The following is a 15,311-nucleotide window of genomic DNA, read 5'->3' as shown; positions in this document are numbered from 1 at the left end:
GCGAGCGCCGCGGAGACGCTCCCAATCGTGACGGGAAAACCGTCAACAGTTGACGGGCACCGTTCGAACCGGCCCGCTCAGCCCTTGCGCGGACGGCTGGTGTGCTGCCCGCCGGGATGCGGCCGAGGGTCGCCCGACGGATGCGGGAAGTCCGGCGGCCGGGGCGACGTCGTGCGCCGCGAGCCGCGTGGTGAACTGAGCTTGCGCAGGTCGCGGCGCGAGGTCAGCTCCAGCTTCGCCAGGATGTTGCGCACGTGGAAGTTCACCGTCGTGACCGACACGTAGAGCCGCTCGGCGATCTCCTTGTTGGTCATCCCCGCCGCGAGCGCGTGCGCCACCTGCCGCTCACGCGTGGTGAGGGGCGCGAACGGATCGTGGCGCTCCGCGACCGGCCCTCCGGGGTCGGCCACTGCCGGCTCGGCGAGCAGGTGCGTGCAGCGGGCGAGGTAGGCGGGAGCACCGAGTCGGCGGAATGCGCCCGCCGCCGTCTCGAGCAGTGCGCGCGCCCGCTCCGGGTCGGTTCCGAGCGTGAGCAACAGGCGGCCGGCGTCGAGCGCGGCCACCGCGTGCGGGAACGGGAACAGGGCGGAGCCCGGTTCCTCCAGAGATCCGAGGTAGGACGCGACGGCCTCCTCGTGGCGCCCTTCGGCTTCGAGAACGCGACCCTCGAGCCAGCCCAACGAGCCGTAGAACGGCCGCCAGAGCCGGCGCGGGTCGCGGCACGCCTCGAGGGCGGCCCGTGCGTCGCCGGCACGGCCGAGGGCGGCGAGGGCGTCGACGCGGTAGGTCATCCAGCCGAGGGTGGAGGCCGGAGTCGCGACCTCCTCCGCGGCCTCCGTCGCGACGAGCTGAGCCGCCGCATCGCCGAGAGCACGCGCGAGTTCGGCGCGGGCGATGAACGGGATGTCGCCGTCGTACGAACCGGCGAAGCCGAGGCGGGCCCGCGAGGCCGAGCTCAGCCGCTCTTCGACTGCGGCCGCCTCGCCACGGCCGGCGCGCACGAGCGCCGAGGCGGTGAGCGCGATCGGCCAGCCGGACAGGTCGGTCTCGTCGAGCGCGAGGGCCACCGCGGCGTCTGCGAGCGTCACGGACTCGTCCCACTCCCCGACGAGGAAGAGCACGTGGGCGTAGATGGTGCGGGCGAAGCCGGCCGTCCAGCTCGACGGGAAGCGGCGCACGAGGCCCGCCGCCCGCGCGAGATCGTCGCGGGCGCGCTCGATGTCGCCGGACAGGATGAAGACGCGGGCGCGGGTGACCAGTGCGTCGGCGGCCGCGGGGGACTCCTCGCCGTCGAGCAGCTGATCCAGCTCGACGACCAGGGCCGCGATGAGGTCCCCGCGGCGCATGTGCCCGGCGGCGATGAGCCCCCAGCCGAGCAGGCGGAGCAGATCGTCGTACGGCTGGGCGAGCCAGCGCAGGGCCGGGTCGGAGATCTCGGACCGGTCGGTCGGCGCGGCCGCGATGTGGTGGCGGCCGGCTTCGAGGTAGTCGACCGTTCCGGCCATGTCGCGCGTGGCCATCAGGATCTTGGGGATCGCCTCGGCGACGTGCGACCGGATGGCACGCTCATCCGGCGTCGTGGCGGGGGCTGCGTCGATGGCCAGCGCGAGCGCGAGGGCGCCCGGGATGTCGCCGGTGAGGGTGCGCAGCTCGATGAGCACGGCATCGCGGGTCGGTGAGGCGGGCAGGGCCTCGATCGCCGGGGTCAGATCGAAGATGCGCTCGTGCATCCGGGTGCGCATGGCGAGCAGACCGATCTCGAGCAGCGCGCGTTCGTGCTCGTCGCCCGGAGCGGCGAGGTGCACGGCGGAGCGGGCGTAACTCATCGCCTGGTCGGCCTGGCCGCGGTCGGCGGCGAGCAGGGCGGCGGCGAGGAGCTCGGTCACCAGCGTCGGGTCGGCCGTGTCGGCGGCCTCCACCCGGTGGCGGAGCGCGCGATGGCCCGACAGCACCTGGGCGGCCACCCGGTGGATCTCCACCCGGCGCTGCAGCGGCAGGTCGGCGGCGATGGCGTCGGCCAGGATGGCGTGGGCGGGTTCGACCCAGACCACGCCGTCGTGCTCGGTGGAGCGCACCAGACCGCGTGCCACGGCGCCCTCGGCGTCGACCGGCGTCCCGAGACGCGCGGCGACGGTGCCGAACAGGGGGAGGGGCAACGGGTCGCGCAGCACCGCCACGAACTCGGCGGCATTGCGCACGGAGACGTCCGCGCCCTCGAGTGCAGCCGAAACGGCCGTGGAGAGCGGAGTGATGGCGGAGACCGGGAGGTCCCAGCCGGCCGGATGCAGCGCCTCGGCGAACGTGTCGCGCAGTTGGCCGAGGAGCACGCTGAGCAGCAGCGGCGAACCCTGCGTCGCTTCGGTGAGGCGCGTCGCGGTGCGACGGGAGACGGCGTGACCCAGCAGGTGGGCCGCGAGTTCCTGCGTGTCGGCGACCGTGAGCGGCGTCAGCTCGATGCGCGCGTGGTTGACGGTCGTGGCCGCGACATCGTCGAAGAGCGAGACGACGCTGTTCGCGACAGGACGGGAGGCCGCTGCGAACAGGAACGACTGCTCGGCGAGCCGGCGCACCACGAACCGGAGTGCTCTGGCCGAGGCCTCGTCGACCCACTGGGCATCGTCGACGACGACGCAGACGGGTGAGCGTACGGCATCGATCGCGTCGAGCAGCAGGCGTCCCACCGTGATCGGCTCGTCATCGGGCCGCGGGACGGAGACCCTGGTCCCGCTGAGCGTGTTGAGCCCGCGAACGAGCCGCTCGACGGTCGAGTAGCTGAGATCGGACTCGAACGAGTCGGCGTGCACGCGCAGCACCGTCCAGCCTTCGAGGCGTTCGGCGATGTCGGCCAGCAGTGCCGTCTTGCCCAGTCCGGCCTCGCCCGTGACCAGGAGCGCGCCGCCCTGTCCGAGGGCGCGGTGGGCCACCAGGAGCACGGTCTCGCGAGCACGGTCACGGCCGAACAGGGGCGCCGAGGGCGGATTCGCGGCGTCGTCGGTCACGGTGATTCCCCATCCTGACCGGCCGGGCGATGTCGGGTCGTACACGGACCGATCCTTGTGATCCTCGCACACCGTGCGGCGCACCGGGATCACCCGTCCGGGGGCATCGGCGGGGCGGCGGCGAGGGCGGCGGCGGGAGCGTCGCGCCCAGGCGACGCCGGTAGGCTGGAGACCCTCATGGCACACCTCCTCGGCGCTGAGTCGCTGCATCTCGAATTCCCGACCCGGGTCATCTTCGACAGCGTGACCGTCGGCATCAACGAGGGTGACCGCGTCGGCATCGTCGGCCGCAACGGCGACGGCAAGTCGACCCTGCTCTCGCTGCTCGCCGGACGCCTCGAACCGGACTCCGGGCGCGTCACCCGCCGTCGCGGCGTGAGTGTCGGGATGCTCGACCAGGGCGATGAGCTCGACTCCGCGCTCACCGTGGGGGCGACCATCGTCGGCGGTATCGACGAGCACGTCTGGGCGGGCGATGCGCGGGTTCGCGACGTGCTCGGCGGCCTGGTGGCCGACATCCGGTGGGATGCGACCGTCGGCGAGCTGTCCGGCGGCCAACGCCGTCGCGTGGCGCTCGCCGCGCTCCTCGTGCAGGACCACGACATCCTGTTCCTCGACGAGCCCACCAACCACCTCGACATCGAGGGCGTCGCCTGGCTGGCGACGCACCTGAAGAATCGCTGGCCGGCGAACGGGGGCGGCCTCGTGGTCGTCACCCACGACCGGTGGTTCCTCGACGAGGTCTCGACCGCGACCTGGGAGGTGCACGACCGGCTGATCGAGCCGTTCGAGGGCGGCTACGCGGCGTACATCCTGCAGCGGGTCGAGCGCGACCGCATGGCATCGGTGATCGAGAACAAGCGGCAGAACCTGATGCGCAAGGAGCTCGCCTGGCTGCGCCGGGGAGCCCCCGCCCGCACGTCCAAGCCGAAGTTCCGGATGGACGCGGCGGCGGACCTGATCGCGAACGAGCCGCCGCCGCGCAACGCGGTCGAGCTCAACCAGATGGCGACGGCGCGCCTGGGCAAGGATGTCGTCGACCTGCTCGACGCGACGGTCGTCTACCCGTCGGTCGACAGCGAGGGCGAACCGACCCAGAAGACCGTGCTGCGCGACATCGAATGGCGGATCGCCCCGGGTGAGCGCACCGGCATCCTCGGTGTGAACGGCGCGGGCAAGTCCACCCTGCTCGGCCTGATCTCCGGCGCCGTCGAGCCGACGGCCGGCCGCGTCAAGCGTGGCAAGACGGTGAAGATCGCGAGCCTCACCCAGCAGCTCTCCGAGCTCGACGATGTGCAGAACGACCGCGTGAGCGCGGTCATCGCCGGCAAGCGCACCACCTACCTCGCCGGCGGCAAGGAGATGACGCCCGGGCAGATGCTCGAGCGCCTCGGATTCACCACCGCGCAGCTCTCCACCCCCGTCAAAGACCTCTCCGGCGGTCAGAAGCGGCGGCTGCAGCTGCTGCTCATCCTGCTCGACGAGCCGAACGTGCTGATCCTCGACGAGCCCACCAACGACCTCGACACCGACATGCTCGCGGCGATGGAAGACCTGCTCGACTCCTGGCCGGGCACGCTCATCGTCGTCTCGCACGACCGGTACCTCATCGAGCGCGTGACGGATCAGCAGTACGCCGTGATGGACGCCGCGCTGCGCCACCTGCCGGGCGGCGTCGACCAGTACCTGCAGCTGCGTCGCGGCCAGGCGTCGTCGGCCGACGGCGGTGCGCCGGCGCTCGCCGCGACCGGCTCCGCCGCATCCGGATCGACGGGTTCCGCTGCGGTTCCCGGCCTGAGCGGCGCGGAACTGCGCGCGGCCCAGAAGGAGGTCTCCTCCATCGATAGGAGGCTCGGCAAGCTCGCCGATCAGGTCGCCGCCGTGCACGAGCGCCTCGCCGAGCACGACCAGGGCGACTATGTGGGCATCGGCGCCATCACCGACCAGCTGCGTGCCCTCGACGACGAGATCGCGACGCTGGAGACCCGCTGGCTCGAACTCTCGGAGCGGCTGGAGGCCTAGGCGTCGCGGGCCGCTCGTCGCAGGGCGCACATCGCAGGCCGCTCATCGCGCGACGGCGCGCATCCGGTACCGCGCTACGGCGGCGGAACGTTGGATGATGAGGGGCATGAGCACCCACGACGTGATCAATCAGCCGCCCGCACGCGTCGACGTCGACGAGTTCGCCGCGAACATCCCGCTCGTCGAGGGGATCGAGCGCTACGACGCCGGCTGGGCCGTGCCCGGACTTGGCGGCGTGGGGAGACTGGTCGGCAGCGCTGCCTTCCAGCGGGACGCCGAACGGGCATCCGTGCACGAACCCGAGCTGCGGGCGTTCGACCGCTGGGGCAACCGGATCGACGAGGTCGAGTACGACCCGTCGTATCACCGCATCCTCGGTGAGGCCGTGGCGGCGGGGGCGCACACGAGCGCCTGGGAGCGGCCCGGGCCGGGAGCGAACGTCGCGCGCGCCGCGACATTCATGCTGTTCGCGCAGGTCGAGCCGGGGCACGCCTGCCCGATCTCGATGAGCCACGCGGCGGTGGCCGCGCTCGCTGCGACGCCCGAGCTGGAGGCGGCCTGGCTGCCGCGCCTCCTCAGCCGTGAGTACGACGGGCGGCTGCGGCCGGAGAAGACCTCGGCGCTGTTCGGCATGGCGATGACCGAGAAGCAGGGCGGCTCGGATGTGCGCGCGAACACGACGCGGGCGATCGCGGCGTCGGAGGGCCGGTACCTGCTGACGGGGCACAAATGGTTCTGCTCGGCGCCGATGTCCGACGCATTTCTGGTGCTCGCCCAGACCGCGGCGGGGCTGGGCTGCTTCGTCGTGCCGCGGGTGCTCGACGACGGCACGCGCAACGTGTTCGCCATCCAGCGGCTCAAGGACAAGCTGGGGAACCGGTCGAACGCGTCGAGCGAGATCGAGTTCGACGGAACAGTCGGCTACCTGCTCGGTGAGGAGGGCCGCGGGGTGCGCACGATCGTCGAGATGGTCAATCGCACGCGACTCGACTGCATCTACGGCAGTGCCGCCGGGATGCGCCAGTCGGTCGCGGAGGCGGCCTGGCACGTGCGTCACCGTCGCGCGTTCGGCGCCCGGCTGATCGACCAGCCGGCGATGACGGCCGTGCTCGCCGACCTGGCCCTCGAGTCCGAGGCGGCGACCGCGGTGTCGCTCCGCCTCGCCCGCGCTCACGACGACGACGCCTCGGATGCCGAACGCGCGTTCCGCCGGCTGGCGACGGCCGTCACGAAGTACTGGGTCTGCAAACGCGGACCGGGGCACGCCTACGAGGCGCTGGAGTGCCTGGGCGGCAACGGCTACACGGAGGCGTTCCCGCTGGCCCGGCGCTACCGGGAGCAGCCGGTGATGGCGATCTGGGAGGGCTCGGGCAACGTCATCGCGCTCGACGTCCTGCGCGCGATCACCAGGGAGCCGCAGAGCGTCGAGGCCCTCGACGCTGAGCTGTCGGCGGCGCGCGGCCGCCATCCCGTGTTCGACGAGCATCACGACCGGATGCGGGCGCGCCTCGCCGAGGTCGCCGGCGTCGATGAGGCGGAAGCGGCCGGCCGGGTGCGCTCCCTGGTCGCCGGACTGGCCGTGGCGCTGCAGGCCTCGCTGCTGCTGCGGACGGCCCCGGAGGCGCTGGGGAGGGGCTTCGTCGAGGCACGTCTCGGACCGGCACGCGGATCCCTCTACGGTGAGCTGCCGCGCGACCTCGACCTGACGGCGATCGTAGACCGCGCCTAGCGCGTACGGTGTGGGGCGCCAGGCGCGTAGCACGCTGCGCGTAGCGCGCGATCGGCGACGGAGGGAATCGCATGATGGACCGCACAGCCAAGGACCGCACAGCCATCGAACGTCTGCTCGAGACGAACCACTATCTCGTGCTCGGCACGTCGGACACGACGGGAAGGCCCTGGGTGTCCCCGGTCTTCTTCGCAGCGTTCGGCACGGAGCGGGTCTGCTGGGTGTCGTCACCGGACAGCCGGCATTCACGCAACATCGCCGAGCGAGCGGCGATCGCGATCACGGTCTTCGACTCGACGGTCGCCGTGGGCCGGGCCGAGGCGGCGTACTTCGACGCCGAGGCCGGGCGAGCCGCGCCGCCCGAGGTGGAGGCGGCGCTGCGGGCCCTCAATGCGCGGCTCCCCGGTGACAAGCAGCTGGTCGTCGACGACCTGCAGCCGGCCGGTCCGCTGGTGGTCTACCTGGCCGAGTTGCGGCACCGCTACGTGCTCGTCCGCGGCGGCGACCCCGACCACGGCAACGACCTCGACATGACCCTCGAGGTCTGAGGCCGACGAGCCCGTACTGAGGAGCCCGCGCCCGACGAGCCCACACTGACGAGCCCGCACCCGACGAGCAGGCCGTCAGGCCGCCTCGGTGCCCGCCGTCTCGGCCGCCGCGGCGCCGATCGCCCGATAGAACTGCTCGACCGCCTTGCGGTTGTAGGCCTGGAAGTCGAACGTGCTCGCCGGCACATCGCCGCGCAGGAACGCTTCGAGCCCCTCGGCCACGCCCTCGTCCGACTGCGCGACCACGAGCCCTGAACCGGCGGGCAGCGCGTTCTTGGCCGACGCGAACTCGACGGTGACGATGGGCAGGCCCAGCACGAGCGCCTCCAGGATCACCATCGGCTGGCCCTCGTAGTCGCTCGACAGCACGAAGCAGTCGGCGTGGGCCATGATCGCGTGCGGGTTGCGCTGCATGCCGGTGAGGAACACCGAGCCGCGCAGTCCGAGCTCGTCAACCAGGGCTTCGAGTTCGTCGGCCAGCGGACCGGAGCCCACGATCACGAGACGCGTAGCCGGGTGCGTCGCGTGCACGCGGGCGAACGCCCGGATGAGCCGCGCCTGGTTCTTCTCGGGCGAGAGCCGCCCGACCGACACGAAGGTGGTCACGTCGTCGTCGGCCAGCAGCGCCTGCGCCCACTCGGGCACCTCGCCGGTCTCCTCGTCGAAGGCCAGCTCGTGCAGGTCGGCCTGCGCGTTTTCCAGGATGTGCTCGGCGTCGACCGTGTTGAGCGCCGAGACGAACGCGGAGGGGTCGGCGTACTCCGCCAGGCCCTCGCGGTTGATCTCGGACAGGGTGGGCGACACCGAGACGAGGTGGTCGTACTGCCGGTAGAGCGTGAAGATCTGGGTGAGGCTGTGCAGCATCTTCTTCTGTCCGCCGACCTCGCGATGGGCATCCGAGGCCAGATCGTTGTGCAGCCAGATCGAGCGCACGGCGTCGGGGGAGTGCAGGAGCAGAGCAGCCCAGAACGGTCCGTAGCCGGAGAAGTCGACGACGTAGTCGAACCGGCTGTCTCCGAAGCAGCGCGTCCACTCGTCGTCCCATAGCTCGTTCTGCGTCGCGTTCGTGCCGTGATCGGCGATGCGGCCGCGGCGGAATTCGAGGTGCCGTGCGAGCTGGCGCAGCTTGGCGCCGTTCATGCCGCCGACGCGCGGGAACTGGCGCACGTTCGGGTTGATCTGCTGCTGTTTGGCGATCGTCACGCGCGACGCGCTCTGCGAGAAGAACGCCGACACGTCGAAACGATCGTGGTCGACGTTGTTGAGCAGGTTCAGCGCCGAGGTGGTGATGCCGTTGGGGCGCATGCCGCCGAGGTACAGCAGGATCGAGGTGCGGCCGTCGTGGGCGAGGTCGGTGCGGAGCCGGTAGCCGTCGCGGGCGCCGCGGAACACGATGTCGACGATGCGCTCGGCTGCCCGGCCGTCTTCGTACGGGGTGAACCGCTGCTGCATCGCGCGGTAGCGGTCGGCCGCCTCCTCGGGCACGGCGTCCGCGTTCTCGGCGATCGCAGCGAGGTCTTCGCCGATCTCGCGGGCGGACATCCGCACCGGGCCGGGCCACTCGTCCGGCTCGAAATAGAGACCGCGGGTGCCGGCGTAGTCGGCGAGGTCCGGCGTGAAGAACAGGATGGGCCGGCCGGTCTGAAGGAAGTCGAAGAAAATGCTCGAGTAGTCGGTGATCAGAGCGTCCGTGATGCCGAGCACGACGTTCGTCGGGATCTCGTTGGGCACGAGCATCCGCTTGAGTTCGGGGCGCCGCGAGGCGAGGGCGTGGACCGTCTGGTGCGTCTTGAGGAGCACGACGTACCGGCTGGTGTCGATGCGCTCCTCGATGGCGGCGATGTGCTCGAGCGTCTCGTCGATGTCGTCGGTCGGCCGGCCGAACGACGCCCCCTTCCAGGTGGGCGCGTACAAGATGATCTTGCGGTCGCCCAGCGGGATGCCGGCCTCGGTCAGCCGGCGTCGCGCCTCGGCGCGCCCCGCGTCGTCGAGGAACTGGCGGTCGATGCGGGGGTAGCCCTCCTCGACGAGCGTTCCGCGGTAGACGCCGCTCAGCTTGTAGCCGGTCTCGTACATCTGGTCGGCCATGAAGGCGTTCGCGGCCAGCAGGTAGTCGGCGGCGACGAAGTTGCGAATGATGTTGGCCGTGGCCAGGGCGCCGTCTTCGATGTCGTAGCCCATCCGCTTGAGCGGGGTGCCGTGCCAGGTGTTCAGATAGACCTGGCCCTCGCGCTTGCTGAAGTCGGAGGGGAAGGTGGCGTTGTTCACCAGGTACTGGCTGGTGGCGAGCGCCCGGTAGTAGGCGGAGGAGCCGTAGCGCACGAAGGTGACGCGAGGATCGTCGGCGAACTCGTCGACGGCCGCCCGGTACTGGTTGAGGTCGGACAGCGCCCAGATGTGCGTGAGGTGGGCCTGATCGGGCGCGGCCAGCAGCGCACGGAACACGGCCTCGGGATTGTCGAGCATGCCATTGCCCGAGAACGACTCGTAGAAGACCGAGCCGGGGACGACGGGCTGCCGGCGCCAGTACGCGTGGATCTCGTAGCGGGCAGCGCGCTTGACCCGGGACGGTAGGCGTTTCAGGCGGGAGAGTCTCATCACGGCCGATTTTATGTGAGCGGGATAACGGTCACCTGTGAGCCCCCTTTGGGGTCGTCGGATGCCGTCGGCCGTTCGCGTTCGCGGCTACGACTCCTCGTCGAAGCCGAGCGAGAGCTTGCGCAGCAGCGCGGCGAGACGCTCCTGGTCGGTGGGGGAGAGGGAGGCGAGCAGCTCGTCCTCCGCGTCGACCAGTCGGGTGATGGCGGCGTCGACGCGCGTGAGCCCCTGCGGCGTCATCTGCACCAGGATGCCCCGCCCGTCGTTCGGGTCGGTGCGCCGCTCGACCAGCTCGCGCGAGACGAGACGGTCGATGCGGTTGGTCATGGTGCCGCTGGAGACCAGCGTCTGCTGCAGCAGCGCCTTCGGGCTCAGCTGATAGGGCGCGCCCGCACGCCGCAGCGCCGCGAGCACGTCGAACTCCCACGACTCCAGGTCGGAGCGGTCGAAGGCGGTGCGGCGGGCGCGGTCGAGGTGGCGGGCGAGCCGCGCGACGCGCGAGAGCACCTGCAACGGCGAGAAGTCGAGGTCGGGGCGCTCGCGCAACCACGAATCCACGATGCGGTCGACCTCGTCGCGTGCGTCAGGCATCCCCCCATGCTATTTCGTCGCGGGCGCCGAATCGTCGGGACCTCGGAGCGCGGTCTGGCAAACTGTCATGTGCGCCGGATGCACGTCTGTGCGCGGTCCGCCTTGGTGTAATGGCAGCACGACAGCCTTTGGAGCTGTTAGGTCCAGGTTCGAGTCCTGGAGGCGGAGCGGACCATTGTTTCGATCCCGGGAGAACCATGACCGACCAGAACCTCGCCATCATCGTGCTCGCCGCCGGACAGGGCACCCGGATGAAGTCCACCACCCCCAAGCTGCTGCACCCCCTGGGCGGGATGCCGATCGTCGGCCACGTGCTGGCGACGGCGAAGTCGCTCGGCGCCGCTCACGTGGTCTCGGTGGTGCGTCACGAGCGCGAGCGCCTGGCGGAGGTCATCACGGCCGACCTGCCGGAGAGCGTCATCGTCGACCAGGACGAGGTGCCCGGCACCGGCCGCGCCGTCGAACTGGCCGTCGCCGCGCTGCCGGCCGACTTCTCCGGCGACGTGCTGGTGGTCAACGGCGACGTGCCCCTCCTCGACGCCGGCACGCTCCGCGAGCTGATCGAGCGGCACCGCGCCGGCGATGCGGCCGCGACCATCCTGTCGTCGTTCCCGGCCGACGCGACCGGCTACGGGCGCATCGTGCGCACCGCAGACGGGCATCTCGACCGGATCGTCGAGCACAAGGACGCGACGGAGGACGAGCGCGCGATCGGCGAGATCAACGCCGGCATCTACCTCTTCGGGCTCGCACAGCTGCGCGACCAGCTCGCCGCGCTGACCACGGACAACGCCCAGGGCGAGAAGTACCTCACCGACGTGATCGGCCTGCTGCGGCAGGCGGGCTTCGACGTGGACGCGCTCCCGGTGGGGGAGTCCTGGCTCGTCGAGGGCATCAACGACCGCGCGCAGCTGAGCGACGCGGCGGCCAAGCTCAACGCCCTCCTGGTGCGCACCTGGCAGCTCGCCGGGGTCACCATCCAGGACCCGGCGACCACCTGGATCGACGTCAAAGCGAAGCTCGCCCCCGACGTGACCATCCTCCCCGGCACGCAGATCCGCGGCGCGACCGCGATCGAGTCCGGCGCCGTCGTCGGCCCGGACACCACGCTGCTCGACTGCGAGGTCGGCGCGAACGCCACGGTGAAGCGAACGGATGCGACGCTGTCCGTCATCGGCGCCGGTGCCACCGTCGGGCCGTTCGCCTACCTGCGGCCGGGAACGGTTCTCGGCTCCGACGGCAAGATCGGCACGTTCGTCGAGACCAAGAACGCCACCATCGGATCCGGTACCAAGCTCGCGCACTTCAACTACGTCGGCGATGCCGAGGTCGGCGAGAAGTCGAACCTCGGCGCGGGCGTGATCACCGCCAATTACGACGGCGTGAACAAGCACCGCACCCAGATCGGCTCGCACGTGCGTGCGAGCACGAACACCGTGTTCGTCGCGCCGGTTAGGATGGGTGACGGAGCGTACACCGGCGCCGGAACCATCGTCCGCAAGGACGTCCCGGCGGGAGCGCTCGCGCTCACGGTGGCTCCGCAACGCAACATCGAAGGTTGGGTCGCCGAGAAGCGTCCGGGCACCGACGCCGCCAAAGCTGCGGAAGAGAGCGGAGAGTAAGTGTCAGGGATCACCACCACCGGGCAGAAGCGTCTAGTTCTGATTTCGGGGCGTGCGCATCCCGAACTCGCCGAGCACATCGCCTCCGAACTGGGCAGCGAGCTCGTCCCCACCGATTCCCGCACCTTCGCGAACGGGGAGATCTACGCCCGCTTCGACGAGAGCGTGCGCGGCTCGGATGCCTTCGTCATCCAGTCGCACACGTCGCCGATCAACGAGTGGCTCATGGAGCAGCTGATCATGGTCGACGCCCTCAAGCGCGCGTCCGCCAAGCGCATCACGGTGGTGGCCCCGTTCTATCCGTACGCCAGGCAGGACAAGAAGGGCCGCGGTCGCGAGCCGATCTCCGCCCGGCTCGTCGCCGACCTCTTCAAGGCGGCCGGAGCCGACCGCATCATGTCGGTCGACCTGCACGCCGCGCAGATCCAGGGCTTCTTCGACGGTCCCGTCGACCACCTGTTCGCCATGCCGGTGCTGCTCGAGCACATGCGCAAGGAGCTCGACGCGAGCACCCTCACGGTGGTCTCGCCCGACATGGGCCGGGTCCGCGTCGCCGACAACTGGAGCGACAAGCTCGGTGTGCCGCTCGCGATCATCCACAAGCGCCGCGACCCGCTGGTCCCGAACCAGGTCTCGGTGCACGAGATCGTCGGCGACGTGAGCGGACGCGTCTGCCTGCTGGTCGACGACCTCATCGACACCGGCCGCACCATTGTGAAGGCCGCCGAGGCGCTCAAGGCCAACGGGGCGATCGGCGTCGTCGTCGCCGCCACCCACGCCGTGTTCAGCGACCCGGCCGTCGAGTTGCTGCAGAGCGACGTCATCGACTCCGTCGTCGTGACGGACACGTTGCCGCTGCCGGAGCACAAGCGCTTCGAGAAGCTGACGATCCTCCCGATCGCTCCGCTGCTCGCCAACGCCATCCAGCAGGTCTTCACCGACGGCTCCGTCACCTCGATGTTCGACGGGGCGGCCTAGCCCCGCCGACCAGGGCCGTCAGACCGTGCAGGACCGACGTGCTCCGCGTGCCCCCGGCTACGCCGACATCGTTCTCGACAACCTCTCGAGGCCGTACCCGTACGCTGCGCATCACGCTGCCCTCGACGACGCGGACGCTCGCACGACCCCGCGTGAGCTGCATCCGTCCTTCTCCACGTCGTTCGACTGGCACTCCTGCGTCCATATGCACTGGCTGGGCGTCTCGCTGCTCGGGTCCGGGCTGGACGATGAGCGCGACGCCGCTCTGCGGAGCGCGCTCGACCGCTCGCTGACGCCGGAGAACCTGTCGGTCGAGATCGCCTATCTGCGGGCGAACCCGGGCTGGGAGCGGCCGTACGGCTGGGCGTGGCTCGCCCGGCTCGCGGCCACCTGCGCGACCTCGGACGATCCCGATGCGCGGCGCTGGGCCTCCGCGCTCGACCCGGCGCTGGACGCGCTGGGCGACCTCGTGTCGCGGTGGGTGGCGGTGACGGACTGGCCGGTGCGCCACGGGGTGCACACGAACACCGCGTTCGGGCTCGGGATGCTGCGGGACGCGTTCCGCGCGACCGGCCGCCAACGCGCGGCCGCCGTCTGCGAGGAGGCGGCGCGACGCTGGTTCGCCGCCGATGCGGCATGGCCGCACGAGTGGGAGCGCAGCGGGCAGGACTTCCTCTCGGCCGGCCTGAGCGAGGCCGACCTGATGCGCCGGATGCTGGCGCCGGACGCGTTCGCCCGCTGGTTCGCGGCGTTCCTGCCGGGGCTCACGCCGGAGTCGACCGTACTGCAGCCGGCGCGGGTCGTGGACGAGACCGACGGGTACCAGGTGCACCTGCACGGCCTGAACCTCTCGCGTGCGGCTCAACTCGCGCGGATCGCGGACGCGCTGGCGGAGAGCGGCGGCGCCGGCTCGGCCGACCTCGTGCCGATGCTGCGCGAAGCGAGCGCGCGGCTTCTCGACGCCGGTCTCGGCGCCGTGGTGACGACCGAGTTCATGTCGTCGCACTGGCTCGCGTCGTTCGCGTGGGACGCGCTGTCCGCCTGACCCTGCCCGCGCGTCAGGATGTGGCGCTGTTCTCGGCGGGGAACGGCCGCGGGGTGGACGGGATGAGGCCGAGCGGGGCCACGAAGGTGGCGTCACCCTCGGTGTTGAGTGCGTAGCACTGCCAGCCGGGACCGGCGGGCGCGAACAGTTCGAAGCGCGCCGACGAGTCCAGCGCATCCGGTGCGTAGTGGTGCACGTACACGGCGCAGGTGTTGGAGGCGGTGGCGCTCGCGAAGCTGATCGTGATCAGCACCCCGGGCGCCACGAGCGCGATGAGGCCGAGCACCACGACGACGCGCGTGGCGATGATCATCCGGCGGCCGCGGAGGGGCCGCTCGACCGGCTCGTAGCCGGCGAGCTCCGGGTGATCGTCGAAGGTCATGCTCCGAGTCTCAGCGCGTTCCGCCGTGGGCGCAAGTTCCCGCGCACGAGAACCGCGAGCTCAGTGCGCGACGAGCTCAGTGGGCGACGAGCTCAGTGGGCAACGAGCACGGAGGCGATGCCGGCGGCGCAGGCCAGGAGCGTGGTCGCGGCGGCCAGCGCGAGTGCGAGCGCAGGCGCGGCGGTCGGCAGGTGCCGCGTGTGGCCGGAGAGCGCACGGCCACGATGGTTGCCGTAGATCACCGCCGCGATGGCGGCGCCGATCAGGATGACGCCGACGACGATGAGCGCCGGCTGGTCGGAGACGAATCCGCTGCGCAGCGACAGGAGCGCGTTCACCACGATCACCAGCGCCGTCCTGCTCCACGACAGCGCCGTGCGCTCGCCCTGCAGGCCGGGGTCGCGAGCGGGGAACGCGTCCGCCGCGTCGGCCGGCGGAGTCGTCATGGCAGCGCCAGCAGCACCGCGATCACGGCCGCGACGGCCAGCACGATCGCCGACAGCAACGGGATGGCGACCGTCGACGGCAGACGCCGCCCGTGCCGCATGGCGATCTCGTTGGCCCGCCAGCGCACGTACGCGATCACGCTGAGCACGGCCGAGAGCACGCCGAGCGCGACGGCGAGGATCACCACGACGACGTGCGGCCCGATGTGCGCCGAGAACTGCTCGAGCACCACGCCGCCGGCGAGCAGCGCGAGGGCGGTGCGCACCCAGGCCAGGAAGGTGCGCTCGTTCGCGAGCGAGAACCGGTAGTCCGGCTCGTCACCTTCCTGGCGCCAGGCGGGCTCGCGCACG

At 71.2% G+C, this 15,311-nt stretch carries 12 protein-coding genes and 1 tRNA gene; 7 read left to right on the top strand and 6 right to left on the bottom strand.

The window, feature by feature from the left end:
- Nucleotides 1–77 precede the first annotated feature (77 nt).
- Nucleotides 78–3,044: a helix-turn-helix transcriptional regulator gene (locus PKE84_RS00835; protein WP_271175300.1), complete on the bottom strand. Its 2,967-nt coding sequence runs from the start codon at nt 3,042–3,044 to the stop codon at nt 78–80.
- Between the two features lie 132 nt (nt 3,045–3,176).
- On the opposite strand from PKE84_RS00835, the gene PKE84_RS00830 reads away from it, so the two are divergent.
- The 3 genes from PKE84_RS00830 (at nt 3,177) to PKE84_RS00820 (ending at nt 7,298) form a co-directional block, all read left to right on the top strand.
- A complete protein-coding gene (locus PKE84_RS00830; protein WP_271175299.1) occupies nt 3,177–5,021 on the top strand; it encodes an ABC-F family ATP-binding cassette domain-containing protein in 1,845 nt (614 codons plus the stop codon).
- Nucleotides 5,022–5,127: 106 nt separating this feature from the next.
- Nucleotides 5,128–6,750, top strand: a complete 1,623-nt coding sequence (locus PKE84_RS00825; RefSeq protein ID WP_271175298.1) for an acyl-CoA dehydrogenase family protein — start codon at nt 5,128–5,130, stop codon at nt 6,748–6,750.
- Between the two features lie 71 nt (nt 6,751–6,821).
- Complete coding sequence (locus tag PKE84_RS00820; protein ID WP_271175297.1) at nt 6,822–7,298, top strand: pyridoxamine 5'-phosphate oxidase family protein; 477 nt, start codon at nt 6,822–6,824, stop codon at nt 7,296–7,298.
- A gap of 75 nt (nt 7,299–7,373) precedes the next feature.
- Here the strand turns inward: PKE84_RS00820 and PKE84_RS00815 are convergent, their stop codons facing one another.
- Nucleotides 7,374–9,896 (bottom strand): glycosyltransferase, encoded by a 2,523-nt coding sequence (locus PKE84_RS00815; protein ID WP_271175296.1) that lies wholly within the window; start codon nt 9,894–9,896, stop codon nt 7,374–7,376.
- 87 nt (nt 9,897–9,983) lie between these two features.
- Nucleotides 9,984–10,487, bottom strand: a complete 504-nt coding sequence (locus tag PKE84_RS00810; protein ID WP_271175295.1) for a MarR family winged helix-turn-helix transcriptional regulator — start codon at nt 10,485–10,487, stop codon at nt 9,984–9,986.
- Nucleotides 10,488–10,583: 96 nt separating this feature from the next.
- Here PKE84_RS00810 and PKE84_RS00805 point away from each other — a divergent pair.
- The 4 genes from PKE84_RS00805 to PKE84_RS00790 all read left to right on the top strand — a co-directional run bounded on the left by PKE84_RS00805 (nt 10,584) and on the right by PKE84_RS00790 (nt 14,132).
- Nucleotides 10,584–10,655: transfer RNA gene (locus PKE84_RS00805), tRNA-Gln, on the top strand.
- Nucleotides 10,656–10,684: 29 nt separating this feature from the next.
- Entirely contained in the window at nt 10,685–12,109 is a 1,425-nt protein-coding gene (gene glmU, locus PKE84_RS00800; RefSeq protein ID WP_271175294.1) for a bifunctional UDP-N-acetylglucosamine diphosphorylase/glucosamine-1-phosphate N-acetyltransferase GlmU, read from the top strand.
- Nucleotides 12,110–13,087, top strand: coding sequence for a ribose-phosphate diphosphokinase (locus PKE84_RS00795; protein WP_271175293.1), 978 nt, complete (start codon nt 12,110–12,112; stop codon nt 13,085–13,087). It abuts the gene before it with no gap.
- A gap of 25 nt (nt 13,088–13,112) precedes the next feature.
- The gene (locus PKE84_RS00790; protein WP_271175292.1) at nt 13,113–14,132 is read left to right on the top strand and encodes a DUF2891 family protein; all 1,020 of its coding nucleotides are present in this window, start codon (nt 13,113–13,115) and stop codon (nt 14,130–14,132) included.
- A 13-nt stretch (nt 14,133–14,145) separates the two neighbouring features.
- Here PKE84_RS00790 and PKE84_RS00785 read toward each other — a convergent pair whose 3' ends face one another.
- The 3 genes from PKE84_RS00785 to PKE84_RS00775 form a co-directional block, all read right to left on the bottom strand.
- Entirely contained in the window at nt 14,146–14,514 is a 369-nt protein-coding gene (locus PKE84_RS00785; RefSeq protein WP_271175291.1) for a hypothetical protein, read from the bottom strand.
- Between the two features lie 92 nt (nt 14,515–14,606).
- On the bottom strand, nt 14,607–14,960 hold the full coding sequence (locus tag PKE84_RS00780; RefSeq protein WP_271175290.1) for a DUF202 domain-containing protein: 354 nt from the start codon (nt 14,958–14,960) through the stop codon (nt 14,607–14,609).
- Nucleotides 14,957–15,310, bottom strand: a complete 354-nt coding sequence (locus PKE84_RS00775; protein ID WP_271175289.1) for a YidH family protein — start codon at nt 15,308–15,310, stop codon at nt 14,957–14,959. The genes PKE84_RS00780 and PKE84_RS00775 overlap by 4 nt, the downstream gene beginning before the upstream one ends.
- Between the last annotated feature and the right edge of the window lies 1 nt (nt 15,311).

The organism is Leifsonia poae, assembly GCF_027921845.1.
GTDB classification, from domain to species: Bacteria; Actinomycetota; Actinomycetes; order Actinomycetales; family Microbacteriaceae; genus Leifsonia; species Leifsonia poae.
Note: the sequence above shows the minus strand (reverse complement) of the source record. Positions and strands in the feature narration are given on the sequence as shown.

Excerpts from the sequence above, each read along its gene's own strand:
- PKE84_RS00830 (WP_271175299.1), top strand. The coding sequence starts at position 3,177 with ATGGCACACCTCCTCGGCGCTGAGTCGCTGCATCTCGAATTCCCGACC.
- PKE84_RS00825 (WP_271175298.1), top strand. The coding sequence starts at position 5,128 with ATGAGCACCCACGACGTGATCAATCAGCCGCCCGCACGCGTCGACGTC.
- PKE84_RS00820 (WP_271175297.1), top strand. The coding sequence starts at position 6,822 with ATGATGGACCGCACAGCCAAGGACCGCACAGCCATCGAACGTCTGCTC.
- PKE84_RS00815 (WP_271175296.1), bottom strand. The coding sequence starts at position 9,896 with ATGAGACTCTCCCGCCTGAAACGCCTACCGTCCCGGGTCAAGCGCGCT.
- PKE84_RS00810 (WP_271175295.1), bottom strand. The coding sequence starts at position 10,487 with ATGCCTGACGCACGCGACGAGGTCGACCGCATCGTGGATTCGTGGTTG.
- glmU (WP_271175294.1), top strand. The coding sequence starts at position 10,685 with ATGACCGACCAGAACCTCGCCATCATCGTGCTCGCCGCCGGACAGGGC.
- PKE84_RS00785 (WP_271175291.1), bottom strand. The coding sequence starts at position 14,514 with ATGACCTTCGACGATCACCCGGAGCTCGCCGGCTACGAGCCGGTCGAG.
- PKE84_RS00780 (WP_271175290.1), bottom strand. The coding sequence starts at position 14,960 with ATGACGACTCCGCCGGCCGACGCGGCGGACGCGTTCCCCGCTCGCGAC.